Origin of the sequence: Paraburkholderia pallida (genome assembly GCF_004524855.1) — a bacterium.
Lineage (GTDB): Bacteria > Pseudomonadota > Gammaproteobacteria > Burkholderiales > Burkholderiaceae > Paraburkholderia > Paraburkholderia oxyphila.
The window spans coordinates 2,754,188-2,773,867 of record NZ_CP038148.1; the positions used below are offsets into that span (position 1 = coordinate 2,754,188).

General features: G+C 67.1%; 19 protein-coding genes and 1 riboswitch. Of the genes, 16 read left to right on the plus strand and 3 right to left on the minus strand.

All coding sequences use genetic code 11. From position 1 onward, the window contains the following. The first annotated feature begins 62 nt into the window (after positions 1-62). The 8 genes from E1956_RS12495 (at position 63) to E1956_RS12530 (ending at position 7,829) form a co-directional block, all read left to right on the plus strand. Entirely contained in the window at positions 63-1,124 is a 1,062-nt protein-coding gene (locus E1956_RS12495) for a substrate-binding domain-containing protein (protein WP_134749256.1), read from the plus strand. A gap of 300 nt (positions 1,125-1,424) precedes the next feature. After that, positions 1,425-2,456 (plus strand): ABC transporter substrate-binding protein, encoded by a 1,032-nt coding sequence (locus E1956_RS12500; RefSeq protein WP_232071429.1) that lies wholly within the window; start codon positions 1,425-1,427, stop codon positions 2,454-2,456. Positions 2,457-2,504: 48 nt separating this feature from the next. Further along, positions 2,505-3,329: an ABC transporter permease gene (locus E1956_RS12505; RefSeq protein ID WP_134749258.1), complete on the plus strand. Its 825-nt coding sequence runs from the start codon at positions 2,505-2,507 to the stop codon at positions 3,327-3,329. A 98-nt stretch (positions 3,330-3,427) separates the two neighbouring features. After that, entirely contained in the window at positions 3,428-4,300 is an 873-nt protein-coding gene (locus E1956_RS12510) for an ABC transporter permease (protein ID WP_232071431.1), read from the plus strand. Then, positions 4,297-5,322 carry an ABC transporter ATP-binding protein gene (locus tag E1956_RS12515; protein ID WP_134749260.1) on the plus strand — a complete coding sequence of 342 codons (1,026 nt, stop codon included), beginning with the start codon at positions 4,297-4,299 and terminating at the stop codon, positions 5,320-5,322. The genes E1956_RS12510 and E1956_RS12515 overlap by 4 nt, the downstream gene beginning before the upstream one ends. A 22-nt stretch (positions 5,323-5,344) precedes the next feature. After that, positions 5,345-6,172, plus strand: a complete 828-nt coding sequence (locus E1956_RS12520; RefSeq protein ID WP_134749262.1) for a phosphodiesterase — start codon at positions 5,345-5,347, stop codon at positions 6,170-6,172. 164 nt (positions 6,173-6,336) lie between these two features. Beyond that, entirely contained in the window at positions 6,337-7,542 is a 1,206-nt protein-coding gene (locus E1956_RS12525) for an MFS transporter (protein ID WP_134749264.1), read from the plus strand. Between the two features lie 149 nt (positions 7,543-7,691). Continuing rightward, positions 7,692-7,829: an entericidin A/B family lipoprotein gene (locus E1956_RS12530; protein ID WP_134749266.1), complete on the plus strand. Its 138-nt coding sequence runs from the start codon at positions 7,692-7,694 to the stop codon at positions 7,827-7,829. Between the two features lie 104 nt (positions 7,830-7,933). Here E1956_RS12530 and E1956_RS12535 read toward each other — a convergent pair whose 3' ends face one another. Continuing rightward, positions 7,934-8,929 carry an EamA family transporter gene (locus tag E1956_RS12535; RefSeq protein ID WP_232071138.1) on the minus strand — a complete coding sequence of 332 codons (996 nt, stop codon included), beginning with the start codon at positions 8,927-8,929 and terminating at the stop codon, positions 7,934-7,936. 582 nt (positions 8,930-9,511) lie between these two features. Here E1956_RS12535 and E1956_RS12540 point away from each other — a divergent pair. The 5 genes from E1956_RS12540 to E1956_RS12560 all read left to right on the plus strand — a co-directional run bounded on the left by E1956_RS12540 (position 9,512) and on the right by E1956_RS12560 (position 15,272). After that, positions 9,512-9,919, plus strand: coding sequence for a GreA/GreB family elongation factor (locus tag E1956_RS12540; RefSeq protein ID WP_134749268.1), 408 nt, complete (start codon positions 9,512-9,514; stop codon positions 9,917-9,919). Positions 9,920-10,002: 83 nt separating this feature from the next. Beyond that, positions 10,003-10,142: riboswitch (TPP riboswitch) on the plus strand. Positions 10,143-10,243: 101 nt separating this feature from the next. Continuing rightward, complete coding sequence (gene thiC / locus E1956_RS12545; RefSeq protein ID WP_134749270.1) at positions 10,244-12,175, plus strand: phosphomethylpyrimidine synthase ThiC; 1,932 nt, start codon at positions 10,244-10,246, stop codon at positions 12,173-12,175. A 210-nt stretch (positions 12,176-12,385) separates the two neighbouring features. Then, positions 12,386-12,607: a glycine zipper 2TM domain-containing protein gene (locus E1956_RS12550; protein ID WP_134749272.1), complete on the plus strand. Its 222-nt coding sequence runs from the start codon at positions 12,386-12,388 to the stop codon at positions 12,605-12,607. A 318-nt stretch (positions 12,608-12,925) separates the two neighbouring features. After that, positions 12,926-13,384: a hypothetical protein gene (locus E1956_RS12555; protein WP_232071140.1), complete on the plus strand. Its 459-nt coding sequence runs from the start codon at positions 12,926-12,928 to the stop codon at positions 13,382-13,384. 286 nt (positions 13,385-13,670) lie between these two features. After that, positions 13,671-15,272 carry an L-lactate permease gene (locus E1956_RS12560; protein WP_134749273.1) on the plus strand — a complete coding sequence of 534 codons (1,602 nt, stop codon included), beginning with the start codon at positions 13,671-13,673 and terminating at the stop codon, positions 15,270-15,272. A 119-nt stretch (positions 15,273-15,391) separates the two neighbouring features. Here E1956_RS12560 and bamC read toward each other — a convergent pair whose 3' ends face one another. Then, on the minus strand, positions 15,392-16,630 hold the full coding sequence (gene bamC / locus E1956_RS12565) for an outer membrane protein assembly factor BamC (protein ID WP_134749275.1): 1,239 nt from the start codon (positions 16,628-16,630) through the stop codon (positions 15,392-15,394). Between the two features lie 74 nt (positions 16,631-16,704). On the opposite strand from bamC, the gene E1956_RS12570 reads away from it, so the two are divergent. The 3 genes from E1956_RS12570 to E1956_RS12580 all read left to right on the plus strand — a co-directional run bounded on the left by E1956_RS12570 (position 16,705) and on the right by E1956_RS12580 (position 18,860). Further along, the gene (locus E1956_RS12570) at positions 16,705-16,893 is read left to right on the plus strand and encodes a hypothetical protein (RefSeq protein ID WP_134749277.1); all 189 of its coding nucleotides are present in this window, start codon (positions 16,705-16,707) and stop codon (positions 16,891-16,893) included. Between the two features lie 144 nt (positions 16,894-17,037). Beyond that, complete coding sequence (locus E1956_RS12575; RefSeq protein WP_134749279.1) at positions 17,038-17,523, plus strand: DUF2844 domain-containing protein; 486 nt, start codon at positions 17,038-17,040, stop codon at positions 17,521-17,523. Further along, on the plus strand, positions 17,520-18,860 hold the full coding sequence (locus E1956_RS12580; protein WP_134749281.1) for a DUF3443 domain-containing protein: 1,341 nt from the start codon (positions 17,520-17,522) through the stop codon (positions 18,858-18,860). The genes E1956_RS12575 and E1956_RS12580 overlap by 4 nt, the downstream gene beginning before the upstream one ends. Positions 18,861-18,904: 44 nt before the next feature. On the opposite strand, the gene E1956_RS12585 is transcribed toward E1956_RS12580, so the two are convergent. After that, positions 18,905-19,600 (minus strand): hypothetical protein, encoded by a 696-nt coding sequence (locus E1956_RS12585; RefSeq protein WP_134749283.1) that lies wholly within the window; start codon positions 19,598-19,600, stop codon positions 18,905-18,907. Positions 19,601-19,680: the final 80 nt, after the last annotated feature.

The following is a 19,680-nucleotide window of genomic DNA, read 5'->3' on the forward strand; positions in this document are numbered from 1 at the left end:
CGGTCATACGCGCTTTCCATAATCGGCCCATCGAAAACGTTTACATCGCTCGGGCCGCCAGCATGACGTCAACCATCAAGGATGTCGCCGCACACGCCGGTTTTTCGATCGCCACCGTCTCGCGCGCGATCAACGCGCCGCATACGGTCAATCCGGTCACGCTCGCCAAGGTGCGCGAGGCCATCGACGCACTCAAGTTCCGCCCGAGCCCGCTCGGCCGCCAGCTCCGCGGCGAACGCACGCGCCTGATCGGTGTCGTGCTGCCGACGCTCGCCAATCCGGTGTTCGCCGAATGCCTGCAGGGCATCGACGAGCTCGCGTCCGCGCAGGGCTTCCGGCTCATGTTGATGACGACGCAATACGACGCACAGCGCGAGCGTCACGCGATCGAAACGTTGCGCGCGCAACGTGTCGAAGGACTGATCCTGACCGTCGCCGATGCGGACACGCACCCGCTGCTCGACGAGCTCGATGCCGACGGTCCGCTCTACGTGCTCATGCACAACGATACGAAGCGCCGCCCTTCGGTCTCGGTCGATAACCATCGGGCCGCGTTCGACGGCGTGCGCATGCTGATCGCCCACGGGCATCGGCGCATTCTCATGCTGGCTGGCACGCTGGCCGCTTCAGACCGCGCTCGCCAGCGCCATGCGGGCTACGCGCAGGCGATGCAGCAGGCCGGACTCACGCCGGCGCCCGCGCTCGAAGTCGACTTCAACGCCGAGGCGCTCGCGCCTTCGGTGCTCGCGCATCTGAGCACGGGTCCGGCGCGGCCCACGGCCCTCTTCTGCAGCAACGACCTGCTCGCGATGGTGGTGATGCGCGGCCTGCGCGAGGCACGCCTGCGTGTGCCGCAGGACATGTCGATTCTCGGCTTCGACGGCCTCGCCATGGGCGAGCTGCTGGCGCCGCCGCTCGCGAGCATCGGCACGCCGAACGGCGAAATCGGGCGCGCCGCGTGGCAGCGGCTCATGGCGCGCATCGGCGGTGATTACGCGGGTGCATCGCTCGGCCTCGCATTGCCGCACACGCTGCGCGAGGGCGGCACGATTGCCGCGATTGCAGGCGCGTCGCTCTCCGAGGCGTCAGGTCAACGTTGCATGCCCGACCCGACGCGTGCCTGACGCTCGCCCACGCCGCGAGCCGCTGCCGATCAGCGTCTCGCGGGCGGGCCATCGCACACGACGATTCCACTTCCGGGCAACCGCCCCCCTGCACGCGACCGAAGTCAGTGCAGAGGCGCTAGCGCCAATCAACCGCTCTACCCCCACTCCGATCAACACGGGAGACCCACCGTGATTCGCCGATTCGCCATCGCCAGCCCGCTTTCCCTCGCACGCGGCACGACGTGCACCGCGAGCACCACAGCGCAGCCGCTCCACCCCACGCCGCTCGCGCTCTCCAAGCGCGTGCTCACCCGCTCGCTGCCGCGCAGCGCCCGGGCGGCGGCGCTCAGCTTCGGTCTTGCGGTCTCCGCCGCCGTGGCCGGAATGGCCGCGCCATCCGCCGCCCATGCCGAGCAAACGGCGATCTGCTACAACTGCCCGCCCGAATGGGCGGACTGGGCCAGCCAGATTCAGGCAATCCAGCGCACGACCGGCATCCGCGTGCCATTCGACAACAAGAACTCGGGCCAGGCCATCGCCCAGTTGATGGCCGAACAGAAGAGCCCCGTTGCCGATGTCGTCTATCTGGGCGTCTCCTCGGCCTTCCAGGCCAAAGACAAGGGCGTGATCGCGCCGTACAAGCCCGCCCACTGGGACGACATTCCCGCGAACCTGAAAGATCCGCAAGGCTACTGGTTCGCGATCCATTCGGGCACGCTCGGCTTCTTCGTAAACAAGGACGCGCTCGAAGGCAAGCCCGTGCCGCGCTCGTGGGCCGACCTGCTCAAGCCCGAGTACAAAGGCATGATCGGCTACCTCGACCCGTCCAGCGCGTTCGTGGGCTATGCGGGCGCCGTGGCCGTGAATCTCGCGCTCGGCGGCACACTCGAGAACTTCCAGCCCGCCCTCACCTGGTTCAGCCGGCTCAAGGCAAACCAGCCGATCGTGCCGAAGCAGACCGCCTATGCGCGCGTGCTCTCCGGCGAGATTCCGATCCTGCTCGACTACGATTTCGACGCCTACCGCGCGAAATACAAGGACCATGCGAACGTCGAGTTCGTGATTCCGAGCGAAGGCACAATTTCGGTGCCCTACGTGATGAGCCTCGTGAAGAACGCGCCGCATGAGCAGAACGGCAAGAAGGTGCTTGATTTCGTGCTGTCCGACGAAGGTCAGAAGCTTTGGGCGAGCGCTTATCTGCGGCCGGTGCGTGCGAATGCGATGTCGCCGGAGGCGGCGGCGAAGTTCCTGCCCGCGAGCGACTACGCGCGCGCCAAGCCCGTGGACTTTGCCAGGATGGCCGCACAGCAGCAGGCGTTCGGCGAGCGCTATCTGCAGGTCATGCACTGAGCGCGCAACCCGTTTCCGATCGTCAACCCGCACGGTTTCCCGCACCTCATGCACGACCTCACCTTTCCCCTGCGCTGGCGCGTGGCGCTCGTGGCGCCCGCGCTCGCGGTGTTCCTCGCGTTCTGGCTGCTGCCGATGGCGGCCCTCGTTCAGCTCAGCGCAAACGGTCATTTCATCGCCACTTATCGTGCACTCCTGACCAATGGCCGATACATGACGAGCCTCGTTCAGACCGTGCTGCTCTGCGCGGCGGTCACGCTGGCCACGCTCGTCATCTCGACAACCTGCGGGCTGCTGCTTGCGCGCCGCGAGTTCATGGGCCGGCGCGCGGTCGTCGCGCTGCTGACGTTTCCGCTCGCGTTTCCTGGCGTGGTGGTGGGCTTCATGGTCATCATGCTCGCGGGACGCCAGGGCCTCATTGGCGCGCTCGCGCTGCGCTTCACCGGCGAGCGCTGGGTCTTCGCCTATTCGATGGCGGGACTTTTCGCCGGCTATCTGTATTTTTCGATTCCGCGCGTGATCGTGACAGTGATGGCCTGCGCGAGCAAGCTGGACACCTCGCTCGAAGAGGCAGCCCGCTCGCTCGGCGCCTCTTCGTGGCGCGTCACGTGCGACGTGGTGCTTCCGGCGCTCGCGCCGGGCCTGGTCGCCGCGGGTGCAGTGTGCTTTGCGACCGCGATGGGCGCCTTCGGCACGGCGTTCACGCTCGCCACCGACATCGATGTGCTGCCCATGACGATCTACACCGAGTTCACGCTCAACGCAAACATGGCGACGACGGCCGGGCTCTCGATCGTGCTCGGCGTCGTGACCTGGGGTGTGCTCACGCTCGCGCGCAGCCTCAGCGGCGCATCCGTGGCGGCAACCGCATGAGCGCCCTGCCCTCCGGCGACCGCGAGGAAAATCGCATGGACGCACGCGGGTTGCCGGAGCCGCACGAAAACGCGTCCACCGTGCCGCCCGCGCCGCCCATGGTTGCCACATCGCGCCAGCGCTTCGCGCTGCCATCCGCTCGCACGTGGATCGCCGGCGCGCAATGGCTCGTCACGCTCGCCACCTGCGCGTTCCTCGTCGTGCCGGTCATCATGTCGATCGTCGCGGGCCTCACCGTCAACTACTTTCGCGGCATCGCGAGCGGCCTCACGCTGCGCTGGCTCGAAGAGGTCTGGACGCAGTATCACGGGTCGGTGTTCCTCTCGCTCGAAGTGGCCGCCGCCACCCTCGCGATCACCCTCGCGACCGGCGTGCCCGCGGGCTATGCGCTTGCACGCAGCCGCACGCGCGTTTCGCGCATGATCGAGGAGCTGCTCGTGATGCCCGTCGCACTGCCCGGCCTCGCCTCGGCACTCGCGCTGCTCGTCGTCTACGGCGGCTTTTCCGCGTTCCGCATGAGCGCGGCGTTCATCGTCGTGGGCCATGTCGTGTTCACGCTGCCGTTCATGGTGCGCCCGGTAGCCGCCATCTGCGCCTCGTCCGACTTGCGCACGCTCGAGGAAGGCGCCGCGAGCCTCGGCGCGAACTTCATGCAGCGCTTCTTCACGATCGTGCTGCCGAATGCGCGGCCCGGCATCGTCGCGGGCGCACTCGCGGTGCTCACGCTGTCGATTGGCGAATTCAACCTCACGTGGATGCTGCATACCCCCGACACCAAGACCTTGCCCGTCGGTCTTGCCGATACCTACGCCTCGTTGCGCATCGAAGTGGGCAGCGCGTACACGATCCTCTTCTTCGTCATGACGATGCCGCTGCTCGTGGCGATGCAGTGGCTCGGCGTGGACACGTCCGGCGCCAATGCGCGCAGCAAACGCGGTGTGCGCGCACGACATCATCAGGATTCCCAATGAAGCTCGATTCGATTCCGATCACACTGAAACGCTGCGCGAAGACGTTCCGCGGCACGAGGGTGCTGGAGCCGTTGGACCTCACGATCGGCGCGGGCGAGACGCTTGTTCTGCTCGGCCCTTCGGGCTGCGGCAAGACCACGACGCTGCGCATGATTGCCGGCCTCGAGACGCCCGACGCGCCCGGACGCGTGCAGTTCGGCGACGACGACGTGACCGCGCTGCCCATCGAGCGCCGCAAGGTGGGCATGGTGTTCCAGAACTACGCGCTCTTTCCGAACCTGAACGTGCGCGGCAATATCGGTTACGGCCTGAAGATTGCGCGCGTGAGCGCGGCCGCCACGCGCGAGCGCGTGGACGAGCTGCTCGCGATGATGCGTCTCGAAGCGCATGCGGACAAGCCCATCGCCCAGCTCTCGGGCGGCCAGCGCCAGCGCGTCGCGCTCGCACGGGCGCTCGCGCCCCGTCCCCGCGTGCTGCTGCTCGACGAGCCGCTCACGGCGCTCGACGCCCGCCTGCGCGACGCGCTGCGCGGCGAAATGAACGCGCTCTTGCGCGGGCTCGGCGTGACGACCGTGTACGTGACGCACGATCAAGCCGAAGCGATGGAGCTGGGAGACCGCATCGTCGTGATGAGCGCAGGGCGCATCGAGCAGATCGGCACGCCGCGCGAAATCTACTATCGGCCGGCGAGCCGCGCCGTCGCGCAGTTCGTCGGCACGCTGAACCGGATCGCAGGACGATGGAGCGATGGCATGCTGCGCACGACGGGCGGCGCGGTGCCATCCACGGGCGCGAGCGAACTCTACTTCCGCCCCGAAGACGCCACGCTGGCCGACCCCGCCAGCGCAGCGTTGCGCGGCGTGATCGAGCAGTCGACGTTTCTCGGCGAACGCACGCGGCTCACCATCGGCGGCGCCGCACCCGATGCGCTCTTCGTCGACGTAGCAGGACGCATCGAACTCGCGCGCGGCACCCCCGTGGGCATTGCCATCGCGCCTGAAGCGCTCATCGCGCTTGCGTAATACTGACCAACCGAGGCCACTCATGCTGCTCGCCCAAATCAGCGACCTGCACATCAAGCAACCGGGCGCGCTCGCCTACCGGCGCGTCGACACGGCCGCGAGCCTCGCGCGCACCATCGCGAGCCTGAGCGCGCTCGCGCCGCGCCCCGACGCCGTGCTCGTGACCGGCGACCTCGTCGATTGCGGCAGCGCCGACGAATATCGGCATCTGAAGACGCTGCTCGCGAAGCTGGACATACCGTATTGGCTTCTCGTCGGCAATCACGACGGCCGCGAGGCGCTGCGCGAAGTGTTCCCCGAACGCGCCGAACTGCGCTCGGGCGGCGCATTCGTGCAATACGCGGTCGATCTCGGCCCATTGCGCGTGATCGCGCTCGACTCGATGGAGCCCGGGCAAAGCGCGGGCACGCTATGCGCCGCGCGCCTCGACTGGCTCGCGCAGCAGCTCGACGCGGCGCGCGGCAAGCCGACGATCGTGGCGCTCCATCATCCGCCGTTCGATTGCGGCATCGGCCACATGGATGCGATCCGCCTCGACGATGCCGCTGCGCGCGCGCTGGAAGCGCTGATCGCGCAGCACCCGAACGTCGAGCGCGTGCTGTGCGGCCACGTGCACCGGCCCATGTTCGTGCGCTTTGGCGGGACCATCGCGAGCGCCGTACCCGCGCCCGCCCACCAGGTCACGCTCGATCTCGCGCCCGGTGCGCCCTCCACGTTCACACTCGAGCCGCCCGCGTTCGCGCTGCATCGCTATGACGAGAGGCACGGCATCGTCACCCATCACGCGTACGTGGACGTGGCTGACGGCCCCTACCCGTTCCACGAGCCGTCGGGCGCATTGATCGCGTAGTGCGCATGTCAGATGCGGAGTCAAACCCGGATCGAGACATGACCAGCACGATCGCACACGCTCCGGTATGATCGGCACGCCCGGGCCCGTGCGGAGCGCGTTCTACCTGCACGAGCCCGGTCCGCCTTTTGAGTACCCCGCCGGGCACCGCCCGCACTGCGCACATGTCCACATCCGATACCGCATCCGCTGGCGAGCGCCAGTCGCTGCGCGGCCTGCTGCTTCTGCTCGCGACGATCGCGGGCGTCGCGGTCGCGAACATCTATTACAACCAGCCGCTGCTCGACGACTTCCGCCATGCCTTCCCCGCCGGAGCCGCATGGATCGGCGCCGTGCCCGCCGCGACGCAGCTCGGCTACGCGCTGGGCATGCTCCTGCTCGCGCCGCTCGGCGACCGCTTCGACCGGCGCCGCATCATCCTCGTGCAGACGGCGCTGCTGTGTCTCGCCCTGCTCGCCGCCGCCACCGCGCCCACGCTGCCGGTGCTGATCGGCGCGAGCCTCGCCATCGGCGTGCTCTCCACCATCGCGCAACAGGCCGTGCCGTTCTCGGCCGAGCTCGCACCGCCCGAGGCGCGTGGTCACGCGGTGGGCACCGTGATGAGCGGCCTGTTGCTCGGCATCCTGCTCGCGCGCACGGCGGCCGGGTTCATCGGTCAGTACTTCGGCTGGCGCACGGTTTTCGGCGCGTCGATCGTCGCGCTGCTCGCGCTCGCCGTGGTGGTCGTGAAGAAGCTGCCGAAGAGCCAGCCAACCTCCACGCTCGGCTACGGCAAGCTGCTTGCCACGCTCTGGCATCTCACGGTCGAATTGCGCGGCCTGCGCGAGGCATCGGCGATTGGCGCGTGCCTGTTCGCCGCGTTCAGTCTGTTCTGGCCCGTGCTCACGCTGCTGCTCGCGGGCGAGCCGTTTCATCTCGGCCCGCAGGTCGCGGGGCTCTTTGGCATCGTCGGCGCGGCGGGCGCGCTCGCGGCGCCGTGGGCAGGCCGTTCCGCCGACAAACGCGGACCGCGTGCCGTCATCACGCTCTCGATCGTGCTCATCGCCATCGCGTTCGTGATCTTCGCGTTCTCGGGCAAGAGCCTGATCGGCCTCGTGATCGGCGTGATCGTGCTCGACGTGGGCGTGCAGGCCGCGCAGATCTCGAACCAGTCGCGCATCTACGCGCTGCGCCCCGAAGCGCGCAGCCGCGTGAACACCGTGTTCATGGTCTGCTACTTCATTGGCGGTGCAACGGGCTCGGCGGTAGGCGCGGCCACGTGGCATGCGTTCGGCTGGACGGGCGTATGCGTGGCCGGCCTCGCCTTCAGTGCACTCGCCGCGTGGATCCACTACGCCACGCGTGCGAGGCAGGACGCACGCGCCGCTTGAATGTCCTGAGAAACGCGCCGAGCGCCTTCGCCGCGCAGGCGCAGCGCGGCACACACGCGTCTGGAATCGAGTGTTCGTGCAAGCAGTACGACGTACCGGGCACGCGGTGTGCTGGAGAAGGGTTCACTCATTTAGCGGAGAAACCCCTCATGAAACGCCTGATTGCCTTGCTTCTCGTCACCGCGTCGGTTGCGGCGCTGTCCGCCTGCAATACCGTCGCGGGCGCGGGTGAAGACCTGTCCTCGGGTGGCCACGCCATCACGAACAGCGCCGAGCAGGCGAAGTAACGGCGCGGCAGGCGCGGCGCCGGCGCTCGTGCTGGCGCCGCGGCTGTTCATTAGCGCACCGGCATCGACTTCGAATGCTTCGCGCTCCGAATGATCCGGCGAGATCAGGACGCGCGCCGCCGATCGTCGAACACGAACGAGAGCCCGACGCTGCCGAGAATCAACACCGTCGCAACGATCGTGCCGAGCGTGATCGGCTCGCCGAGCGTGAGCGCGCCCAGGATGACCGCGACCACCGGGTTCACGTACATGCAGCTGCTCGCCACGATCGGGCTCGTGTGGCGAATCAGATAGCCATAGGCGACATACGCGGCCATCGTGCCGATCAGCATCAAATAGACGAACGCGACAAACGGCAGGAAATGCAGCGTGCCCATGCGCTCGCCCGTGATCCAGGCGACCAGCGTCGAGATCGCGCCGCCGAGGCCGATCTGCAGCGCTGTCGCGATGAAGAGATCGGCGGGCAGTTCGAGCCGCCCCGCGAGATGCGCGCCGATCGCCCAGAAGAGCGCGCCGCCGAGAATCGCGAGGCTGCCGCCCGCGGTCCCGGTCGCGCCCCCGCCGTGGCTGAGAATCGCGATGCCGACGAGCCCGAGCGCCACCGCCGCCCATTCGCCCTTTGCGACGCGCCTTCCAGCCGCGGCGGCGATGAGCGTGGCGAACAGCGGCACGGTCGCGACCATCACCGCCGCCGTGCCCGTACCCACCGTGCGCATGCCGTAGGCCAGCATGCCGCTCGACAGGCCCACCAGCATCGTGCCCACTACGCCCGCGTTACGCACCTGCGCGAGCGTCGGCATGACGGGACGCCGGCGCATCGCGAACACGAAGAGCCCGATGCCCGCGAGCAGATTGCGCAGGCCCGAGAGCAACAGCGGGGGAAACGAGCCGAGCGCGACGTGCACGCCGAGATAGGTCGAGCCCCACACGAAGTAGACGACCGCGAGCGACAGCGCGACACGGCCGCCGCGCGACTGCGGCAGCCGCACACTGCGCGCGAGGCGCCAGCATTGGGCGCCGGCCTGGATCAGCGTCTGCAGCAGCCCTTGTACAAGGGGGCTGGCGCTCCAGCGGGAAGGCAAACGGGGAGGCATCGTCATTGCACCGCGGAGAGACTGAGGGCGAACCGCGGACATCCCGCCGGACGTGAGACGGGACGAATGAAGCGCAACGGCATGATGGAAGCGACGAAAAAAGAAAGTGCGAGGTGTGCCCAGATTTAGGGGCACGAAGGACACGAAACGCCCGAACGGGGCGCCACGCATTATGCAACAAGGCATCTGGTTGCGGACGCAGCGAGCGTGCTTTATGCGCGGGCGCGCTGCTTGCGCGCAACGAAGCGCATGGCTGACCCGTTGCCCACCATTTACGAGACCGTGTTAGCATGTTAGCTGCTTTCAAAAATCTTTCAATTTCTGCCGTCTTCATGCATCCGCCGCTCACGCACCTTGCCGTGCACCTCGCCGCTTCCCTGCCGCCGCGCGCCCAGCGCGGCGCGCTGGCGTGCGCGGGAGCGTATCCGGACGCGCGCGCTGCCGCCCGACGCCCCCTCCCCGGCTCCCCAGCCCCGCTCGCCGCCGCCCGGCGTCCACACTGAACCACCCTCCGCTTCCCGGAGCCGTTCGGTCGGGCTCCGGGCCGATCCCCACCTTTTTCAATCCCGGATCGTAAGGAGAACCACCATGTCGAAGAAAATCCGCTATCTGACCGAGCTCGATCTCGCCCGCCTCGAAAAATGCGCCGCCGAGCCAGGCGCCGCGCCCGCGCGCCAGCTCATGCTCGACGAACTGCTCGAACGCGCAGAGATCGTCGACTCGCACAACGTCGCGTCCAACGTCGTCACCATGAACTCGCAGGTCACGCTCGTGAACGCCCGCACGGGCGAGAACGTCACGTTCACCGTGGTCTATCCCGTGAGCGCCAACCTCGCCGCCGGCCGCCTGAACGTTTTTTCGCCCGCGGGCCTCGCGTTGCTGGGCGCGAAGCGCGGCGAGTCCGTGCGCTTCACGCCGCCGAGCGGCGCCGTGGAGACCTTCAAGATCGACCGCATTCTGTTTCAGCCCGAAGCCGCGGACGATTTCACGCTGTAAGCGTCGCGCGACTCCACCTCGTCTGGCACATTTCGCACGCCGGAGCACTTGCCAGATCGTCGCAGCACGGTGTATCGTTTGGCCTGCTTACGCGGGGGTCCTGCGTTATGCGCCGCTTCGAATCGTTCAGACGAATGTTCAAGCCGCGTATTACGTGGGTGAGAAATACCCTTTGAACCTGATCTGGATAATGCCAGCGCAGGGAAGCGTCCGGACTTCGCCACGCATCACGTCTCACCCCATCACAGCGAAGTCCGTCCACGTTCCGTCTCGTCTCCTGCTAAGCCGCTGTTCCCACTTTGCTTTGCATGGAGAGAGAGACGCATGAACGCGAATCCGAAGTTCATTTCCGCCACGGCGCACGTCGACGAAGCCGCAATCGCGCCGCTGCCCAATTCCCGCAAGATCTACGTGACCGGTTCGCAGCCCGACATCCGCGTGCCGATGCGCGAGATCACGCAATCGGATACGCCCACGGGCTTCGGCGGCGAGAAGAATCCGCCGATCTACGTCTACGACACCTCGGGTCCGTACACCGACCCTGAAGCGAAGATCGACATTCGCGCGGGCCTGCCGGCGCTGCGTCAAGGCTGGATCGAGAAGCGCGACGACACCGAAGCGCTGCCCGGCCTCTCCTCCGACTACGGCCGCGAGCGCGCCGCCGACCCGGCCACGGCCGAGCTGCGTTTCCCGGGCCTGCATCGCACGCCGCGCCGCGCGAAGGCCGGCAAGAACGTCACGCAGATGCACTACGCGCGCCAGGGCATCATCACGCCCGAGATGGAATACATCGCGATCCGCGAGAACCAGCGCCGCGCCGAATACCTCGAAAGCCTCAAGAACAGTGGCCCGAACGGCGCGAAGCTCGCCGCGATGATGGGCCGCCAGCACCCGGGCCAGGCGTTCGGCGCTGCCGCTTTCGGCGCCGACGCACTCAAGGAGATCACGCCTGAATTCGTGCGCGAGGAAATCGCGCGCGGCCGCGCGATCATCCCCGCGAACATCAATCACCCGGAAAGCGAGCCGATGATCATCGGCCGCAATTTCCTCGTGAAGATCAACGCGAACATCGGCAATTCGGCGGTCACCTCCTCGATCGGCGAAGAAGTCGACAAGATGACGTGGGCGATCCGCTGGGGCGGCGACACGGTCATGGATCTGTCGACCGGCAAGCACATTCACGAAACGCGCGAGTGGATCATCCGCAACTCGCCGGTGCCGATCGGCACGGTGCCCATCTATCAGGCGCTCGAAAAGGTCAACGGCAAGGCCGAGGACCTCACGTGGGAAATGTTCCGCGACACGCTCATCGAGCAGGCCGAGCAGGGTGTGGACTACTTCACGATTCACGCCGGCGTGCGCCTGCAATACGTGCCGCTCACGGCCAACCGCATGACGGGCATCGTCTCGCGCGGCGGCTCGATCATGGCCAAGTGGTGCCTCGCGCATCACAAGGAGTCCTTCATTTACGAGCATTTCGAAGAGATCTGCGAAATCATGAAGGCCTATGACGTGAGCTTCTCGCTCGGCGACGGCCTGCGTCCGGGCTCGATCTACGACGCCAACGACGAAGCGCAGCTCGGCGAACTGAAGACGCTGGGCGAGCTCACGCAGATCGCGTGGAAGCACGACGTGCAGGTCATGATCGAAGGTCCGGGCCACGTGCCGATGCAGCTCATCAAGGAGAACATGGACCTGCAACTGGAATGGTGCGACGAAGCGCCCTTCTACACGCTCGGGCCGCTCACCACGGATATTGCACCGGGCTATGACCACATCACCTCGGGCATTGGCGCCGCGATGATCGGCTGGTTCGGCACGGCGATGCTCTGCTACGTCACGCCGAAGGAACACCTGGGCCTGCCGAACAAGGACGACGTGAAGGAAGGCATCATCACGTACAAGCTCGCGGCCCACGCGGCCGATCTCGCGAAGGGCCATCCGGGCGCGCAGGTGCGCGACAACGCGCTCTCGAAGGCGCGCTTCGAGTTCCGCTGGGAAGACCAGTTCAACATCGGCCTCGATCCGGACAAGGCACGCGAGTTCCACGACGAAACGCTGCCGAAGGACTCCGCGAAGGTCGCGCACTTCTGCTCGATGTGCGGCCCGCACTTCTGCTCGATGAAGATCACGCAGGACGTGCGCGACTTCGCGGCGAAACAGGGCGTGAGCGACGACGAGGCCCTGAAAAAGGGCATGGAAGTGAAGGCCGTCGAGTTCGTCAAGCAAGGCGCGGAGATTTATCACCGCCAGTAAGGCACGCAGGACGGTTCGCTGCGCCGCACGAGGCACGAGAGGCACGCCTCGCGCGCGTGCGGCGCACCGAAACAATTTCTAACGACTCCGACATCTCGTTGACAAGCGCACACACCCGGATACGGGACGCGCCACTACGATGAACGTATTGGAGGTGAGCACCAGGCCGAAAAGCCCGAAGCCCCTCAGCCGATACACGAGGAGTCGACAATGAAAACCCTTGCACGCGCACGCACCCTGCTCACTGTGACCACGCTCGTTGCCGTGATCGGCAGCCTCTCGGCTTGCGACAACATGTCGAGGCGCGACCGTGACACGGCAATCGGCGCCGGTGTCGGCGGCGTAGCCGGCGCAGCAATCGGCGGCAGTGCGCTCTCCACCGTCGGCGGTGCCGCGGTAGGCGGCATCATCGGCAATCAGGTCGGCAAGTAAGGGCATCGCCCGCCCCACCTGACACAGCGAAAAACAACAACACGACAACAGGCGAATCGGCTTCAAACGCCGGCTTCAGAGAGGATACGCGGCGCATGTCTCGCAAGAGCATGCGCCGCATTTTCATTGGCATCGGCGAAGCACCGCACGCATGCCAACGCGCGCAGCCCTGCAATACCGCGAAATATCCGGTTATGCGAGCGCAACACAAAGCGGCGGCAAGGAGCGTAAGCTCGATCGGTCAGGTTCCGGGTATACGACACACGACGACACACGAGCCCGCGTGATCGTCCGCTTTGCGTGGGACAGGAGTCCGCCATGAATCGCCCCTCAGCAGCACTCGCGTCGCCTTGCGCATCCAGTGTGCCCGCCTGCAAAACATGGTCGAACCGGCCTTGGGTGCGTGGCGCGCTCAAGCGGGCTGCGGCGCTCGGCGCAACGACCGCACTGCTCGCGCTTTCCGGCTGCTACTACTATTACCCGTACGGCTATGCGCCGTACTACTACGGCTCGGTGCCCGCCGCGGGCACGCAGCAGGACAACGCGGTGATGCAAACCAGTCCGCAGGCGAGCCAGCCACCCAATCCTGCCCCCGCCGCCATCCCCGACGCGCAATACCCCGGGCCGCTCTATCCCTCGCCGCCCGTCGCCATCGCGGTGCCCGCGTGGCCGGCTTATCCCGCGTACTACCCCTACCCTGCATGGGGATGGGGTGGGCCGTCCATCTCCTTTGGCTTCGGCTACTGGGGTGGCGGTGGCGGGTACTGGCGACACTAGGGGCCGTTCGCGCCAATAGCCGGCGTTGACTGGCGTCGAAGCACACGCGCGTTGGGCCGCCCCTTTGCCGCACGACCGTACTTTCCCTCCTTGACGGTCCCGAACCATTTTCTATCCTGCAATTGGGCATCGGGGACTGAAGCATCGCCTTACTGAATTCGCCCTCCCTCACGACGGCGCTCCGGTTCCACCGCGGGCGCCGCGCGCACCGTCGACGCCACGCCCGGCACACCCTTGCGCACGCACGCATCGATGCGCCGATACGAATCAGCACAAAGGAGACGTCATGTTCCATCAGCTGTTGACTCCCATCGGCAACTCGCTCTTCCTGTCGTTCATCGTGGCGGTGCTGCCGATCGCCGTGGTGCTCATACTCCTCGGCTGGGCGCGCCGGCCCGCGTGGCAGGCTTCGCTCGCGGGTCTCGTCGTCGGTCTCGCCGTCGCCATCGCGGGCTGGCAGTTTCCGGTCAATCTCGCCATCAGCGCGGTGCTCAACGGCGTGGTCTTCGCGCTATGGCCGGTCATGTGGATCGTCGTCACGGCCATCCTGCTCTACAACATCGCGCTGCGCTCGGGCCGCTTCGCGGCCTTTCGCATGTGGCTGCTCGACAATCTGCCCAACGACCGGCGCATCGTGCTCGTGGTGGTGGGCTTCTCGTTCGGCGCGCTCTTCGAAGGCATCTCGGGCTTCGGCACGCCCGTCGCGATCACGAGCTCGCTGTTGATCATGCTCGGCTTCCCGACGCTCGAAGCGCTCACCTTCACGCTGATCTTCAACACGGCGCCAGTGGCGTTCGGCGCGCTCGGCGTGCCGATCACGGTGCTCGGCGCGGTCACCCACCTCCCCGCCGATGCGCTCGGCCAGATGGTCGGCCGCCAGTTGCCGTTCTTCGCGCTGGCGCTGCCCTTCTATGTGATCGCCATCTACGCGGGCGTGGGCGGCATGCTGCGCATCTGGCCGGTGCTGCTGGTCTCGGGCGGCAGCTTCGCAATCACGCAGTTCGTCACGGCCAATTTCATCAACTACAGCCTCACTGACGTGCTCTCGTCGCTCGTCTCGCTGATCCTCACGATCCTGTTCCTGCGCGTCTGGAAACCCGCGCCCGACCCGCACTTCGAGATCAAGGTCGACCGCGCGAAGGAAGTGCGCGGCGCCGTGCCGGGCGCGCAGGGCTGGTATCCGTGGATCATCGTGGCCGTGGTCGTGATTCTCTGGACCATCGCCAAGGTGTTCGCGATCGGCGACGTCAAGGTGCCCTGGCCGGGCCTCGACAAAGCCGTCTATATCACGCTGTACAAGACGCCGTATGGCGCGATCTGGGACTTCCAGCCGCTGGGCACGGGCACCGCGATCCTGCTCGCGGCGATCATCACGGCGCTGGTCGTGCGCCTCAAGCTCGCCGACTTCGGCGGCGCGATCGTCGACACGTGGGTGCAAACGCGCATCGCCATCCTGACCGTGGCGACCATCGTCGGGCTCGCGTTCCTGATGAACTACTCGGGCCTCACCTATACGCTCGGTCTCGGCGTCGCCTCGGTGGGCGCGCTGTTTCCGCTCGTCTCGGCGTTCCTCGGCTGGGTGGCGGTGTTCCTCTCGGGTAGCGACACCTCGGGCAACGCGCTGTTCGGCAACCTCCAGGTCGTGGCCGCGCACCAGCTCAACCTCGACCCGGTGCTGATGGCGGCCACCAACTCGTCGGGCGGCGTCATGGGCAAGATGATCTCGCCGCAGAACATCTCGACGGGCGTGGCCACCACCGACCTCAAGGGCAAGGAGGGCCACGTCTTCGCGAAGACCTTCAAGCACTCGATCCTGCTCACGGTGGTGCTCGGCATTCTCGTGTGGCTGCAGCAGAACGTGCTCACGTGGATGATTCCGCCGCACTGAAGGCGCCGTGCGGCACCTCGGGGCGTAAAAAAACCGCCTGCGAATCACTCGATTCGCAGGCGGTTTTGTGTCGCTTGCTTGCGGCGGCCCGTGTGCCGCGCGCTGCAATGCGAGGGGGCTTACTGCAGCTCTTCGACCACGAGGCCCATGATCTCGCGAGCCGGACGCGACGCGTCGATCTGGCCGTTGTCGTCGACGACCGCCACGCGGGTCTGGTTATCGGTCACGGCGCGCACGTTGAGCTTGTACTGCTTCGCGATCTTCTCCTTGCGGCCGTGGAAGATCTGGTTCCAGAATCCCTGCTCCGCCGAGCTCATGTCCTGCGGGTCGACGTAGCGCACGTAGTAGATGCCCTTCGCGCGATCGCGGTCGTCCACCGTGAAATTCGCGCGGTCGAGCGCAATACCCACGCGCAGCCATGCGCGGTCGTACGGCTCGGAGAGCGTGAGCTCGGTCGACGTGTACTGGCCGCCAGCCGGACTGTTAGCGGAGGACGACGTGGCCGGCGTGCTCTGGCCTGCCGCGGCGGCGTTCTGCGCCGCGACGGCGGCCGCGGCCGCATCGGGCCCCTTGGACGTCGCGTCGTTCTTTGCGTTCGCCTTCGCGTCGGCCTCGGCGGCGATCTGCGCGTCGGGCACGCCCGGCTTGGCGTTCGCGAGCGTCATCATGAGCCGCTTGAGGTACTCGGTTTCGAGCGCCGGATCGTTGGGCTTCGGCTCCCACTTGCTGGTGTCGTTGTTGGTGCCGCTCAGCTGCTCGCTCAGACCCTTCTGGCTGATGAAGATGTACGTGCCGCCGGAGGGAGAGGTTTCGAGACGCGTGCGGTACTTGTTGCGCTCTGCGGTGACGTACGAGTTGCCCGTGGCCCACGACAGCGTGTTGCGGATCAGGCCGTCGTTGATCTTCGGATGGGTCTCGTTCCAGTCGGTTTCCATCACACCCTTGTCGCGCTGGTCGACCACCAGCAGGAACCCCTGCTCCTGCCAGAAGCGGCGCACCTGCGGCCAGACCTGGTCGGGCGTGCGATCGTCGATGACGAGCCAGCTCTCCGTGCCGTCACGCTGAATGTGCATGCCGGGCACTTGCGGAAGCACCTGGGTCTGGTCGGACGGGGGCGCTGCGGCCTGGGTCTGCTTGAGCGAGGACAGCGACGTCTCCCCGCCTTGCGGGGCCATCGAGCGCTGGTCGGACGCTTCGTCGAGCATGTTCGGGGGAACGGCCAGCGAAGCCTGCTTCGCCTTTCCATCACTGCGGTAATCGATCTTGCCGGGCGTCGGCGAACTGCAGCCGGCGACCAGCCCGCCCGCCATCAGGAGCGCGAAGGCGCGAGCGGCAAGACGTTGGTGAAAATCACTCATGTTCGGGTAATCCCTTCGGCTAGGCCACGGGCTAGTTTCCGTGGATCAACCAGCCATTTTACCGGCGAGAGGCCGTGCTGTGCAAAAACCGCAGTTCGGCAGCGCTGCCGGGCGCGAGCCGGAAGCGCAAACCGGGCCGCCAGGCGGCGAGCGGCGGGCCGTTCAGCCGATTTTGTCATCGGTTTGACGCCCTGAACGTGACGTTTATCAACATTTTAGAAAACACTCTCCAACCCCTGAAATCAGACAAATCTCTTTTTTGATCAATGCCTTACGAGGAATGGCGCCGGGCGGTCAAGTTTGCGCGAGTCGGCATTTGAATCGTTCTGGTCTTGCGCGTGCGACCCGGTGCTAATTTCCCCCTCAAAAAACGAGATAAGTCCGAAGAACGACATACGGAGAGTTTCATGAAAATTTGGAGATGCGCGCAGGCGAGCCGCGCCGCGGCCAGCGCCTGCCTCTTCTCGTGCCTTGCGGCCGGCGCCGTACCGGCCCACGCCGCGCTCGGCGACACGGTTGCGCCCGGGCTCCCGCCGACACCGGCATCGACCACCCAGACGCTCGCGGGCGGGGCGGCACGCGTGACGAGCTACGTCGACGCGGGCGGCACGCACTTTAACGAGTACATCGCCGCCAGCAACGGCGAAATCTTCGCCTACGTGTGGCAAGGCCCCACCCAGCCGGACCTCGATTCGCTGCTCGGCCGCTACGCCGACGCATGGCGCAGCGGCGCTGCCGCGCTGCATGCCAGCGGACGCGACGGCCTGCACGCCGCGCGCGTCGATACGCCCACGGTCGTCGTCGAGTCCGGCGGGCACATGCGCAGCTATATCGGGCGCGCGTGGCTGCCCGCGGCGCTGCCCGCAGGCATCAGCGAAGGAGATCTGCGATGAGCACGCGCGCACAACGCGTCCTGGAACGCGTTTCCATCCGGAGCGTACAAGCGGACGTCCGCGCGTTCGTGCTCGCAAACCTCTTCGCCGTGGCGCTCGCGGGCTGCGGTGGAGGCGGCGGCAGCGGCGCGACGGGCGCCACGGTCCCGGCGAGCTCGCCCGCCGCCGCAAGCGCGCCCGCGGCCTCGGCTCCGGCCGCGGCGAGTTCGCCGTCCTCGAGCGGCTCGAGCACGTCAGGCACTGTCCCGCAATCGACGACGCCCAATGTCGTCGCGGTCAGCGTCGCCGCCACGGCCACCTCGACGCGCAACATGCTCATGGCAAGCGTGACTGTGTGCGTGCCGGGCACGAGCACCTGCGCGACCGTCGACAACGTGCAGGTCGACACCGGCTCGCAAGGCCTGCGTCTGCTCGCATCGGCCCTGCCGGCCGGGTTCGCGCTGCCCTCGGTGGCCGCGGGTTCCGGCTCGTCGCCCGCGGGCGAATGCGCGGCCTTCGGCAGCGGCTACACGTGGGGCGCAGTGCGCAGCGCCGACGTGCGGCTCGCGGGAGAAGTGGCCCGCGCGCTGCCGATCCAGGTGATCGCCGACCCGTCCGTGCCGACCACGCCGAGCGTCTGCGAGGGCTTCGGGCTCGCGATGATCAATACCACGGCGCTGCGCGCGAACGGCATCCTCGGCGTCGGGCCCTTCAACGCCGACTGCGGCGCGGCCTGCGTGAATCAGCCGAATAGTTCGTGGTACTACGCATGCCCGTCCGGCAACTGCGCGGCGAGTGCGCAGCCGCTCGCGCAGCAGGTGAGCAATCCCGTCGCGGCGTTTGCGACGGACAATAACGGCGTCGTGCTCGACCTGCCCGCGGTGCCCGACTCGGGCCAGAGCGCCGTAAGCGGATCGCTGATATTCGGCATCGGCTCGCAGTCGAACAACGCGCTCGGCGGTGCGACGGTGCTGCGCGCGAACACGGTGACGGGCTTCGTGTCGACCACGACCTCGGACGGCTCGGTCTATCCGCTGAGCTATCTGGATAGCGGCTCGAACGGCTTTTTCTTCGCGGACGCGGCACTCACGCGTTGCGGCGTGTGGTACTGCCCGGGCGCGCCGCTGAGCATCGGCGCGACGATCAAGGGCACGGACGGCGTGAGCACCGCGGCCTCGCTCCCGGTCGCCAATGCACAAACGCTGTTCGCGAGCGGCAACTGGGCGTTCGACAACCTGGCGGGCTACAACGGCAACATGTTCGGGTGGGGATTGCCGTTCTTCTTCGGGCGGCGCATCTACACGGCCATCGAAGCCCAGGTGACGCCCGCGGGCGCGGGGCCGTATTTCGCGTTCTGAGCGTGGGGCAAGCGGGTGTGGCGCCGGTGCAGCGCCGGTTCGGGTTACTCGTCGCTGGCGTCGGGCGCGGGCGTGGTCTTCGCGAGGGCGGCCGGCGAGAGCCAGCGGAACGACGTGAGGCTACCCGTCTTGTCATAGGTGCACTCTGCGGCGGTGGTCGGGCGCGGGGCCTTGTGCAGACCCAGCTTCACGGCCAGCACCGCCATCGGCGTGGTGGGCTTGCTTTCCGCGACCGGCGCGGCTGCCGATGCAGCAGATGCCACGGCGGCTCCAGATGCCGCGGAAGCTGCCGACGCTATGGCTGCTCCGGACGCCGCGGAAGCTGCCGAGGCTACGGCTGCTCCGGACGCCGCTGACGCCACCGTGGCGTGCTGCGCCGACGATGCCGATGCCGCCGACGCCCCCGTCGAAGCCGAAGCCACGGCGGCATTCGCCGCGCTCACGCCCGAGGCGCCGGCGGTCGAAGCCCCCGGCGCACCGGTGACGGCGGCGACAGCCTCTGGGCTGAGCACACCCGATGCCGGCAGCGCGCCGCGAGCGAGCGCGCCTTCGACGACAACACGCTTGCCGCGATACGCCACCGCGGTATGCGTGACGGTCAGTTGGCCCAGCGACGCGTTGACGAGCCGGGTGCGCATTTCATGCTCGCATGCGCTGGGGTTCTGGTACTGCGCGACGCATCCCGCGAGCAGAGTGGCACCGGCGGCGAGGCCGACGAGGCAGACTTTTCGTTTGTTCATCGCTCTTGTTGCGCTTCTCGCGCGGTTCGGTTTTCAGGCTGCGGCAATTGTAGCGTAGAGCCCGCGAAGACCCGAGGCGC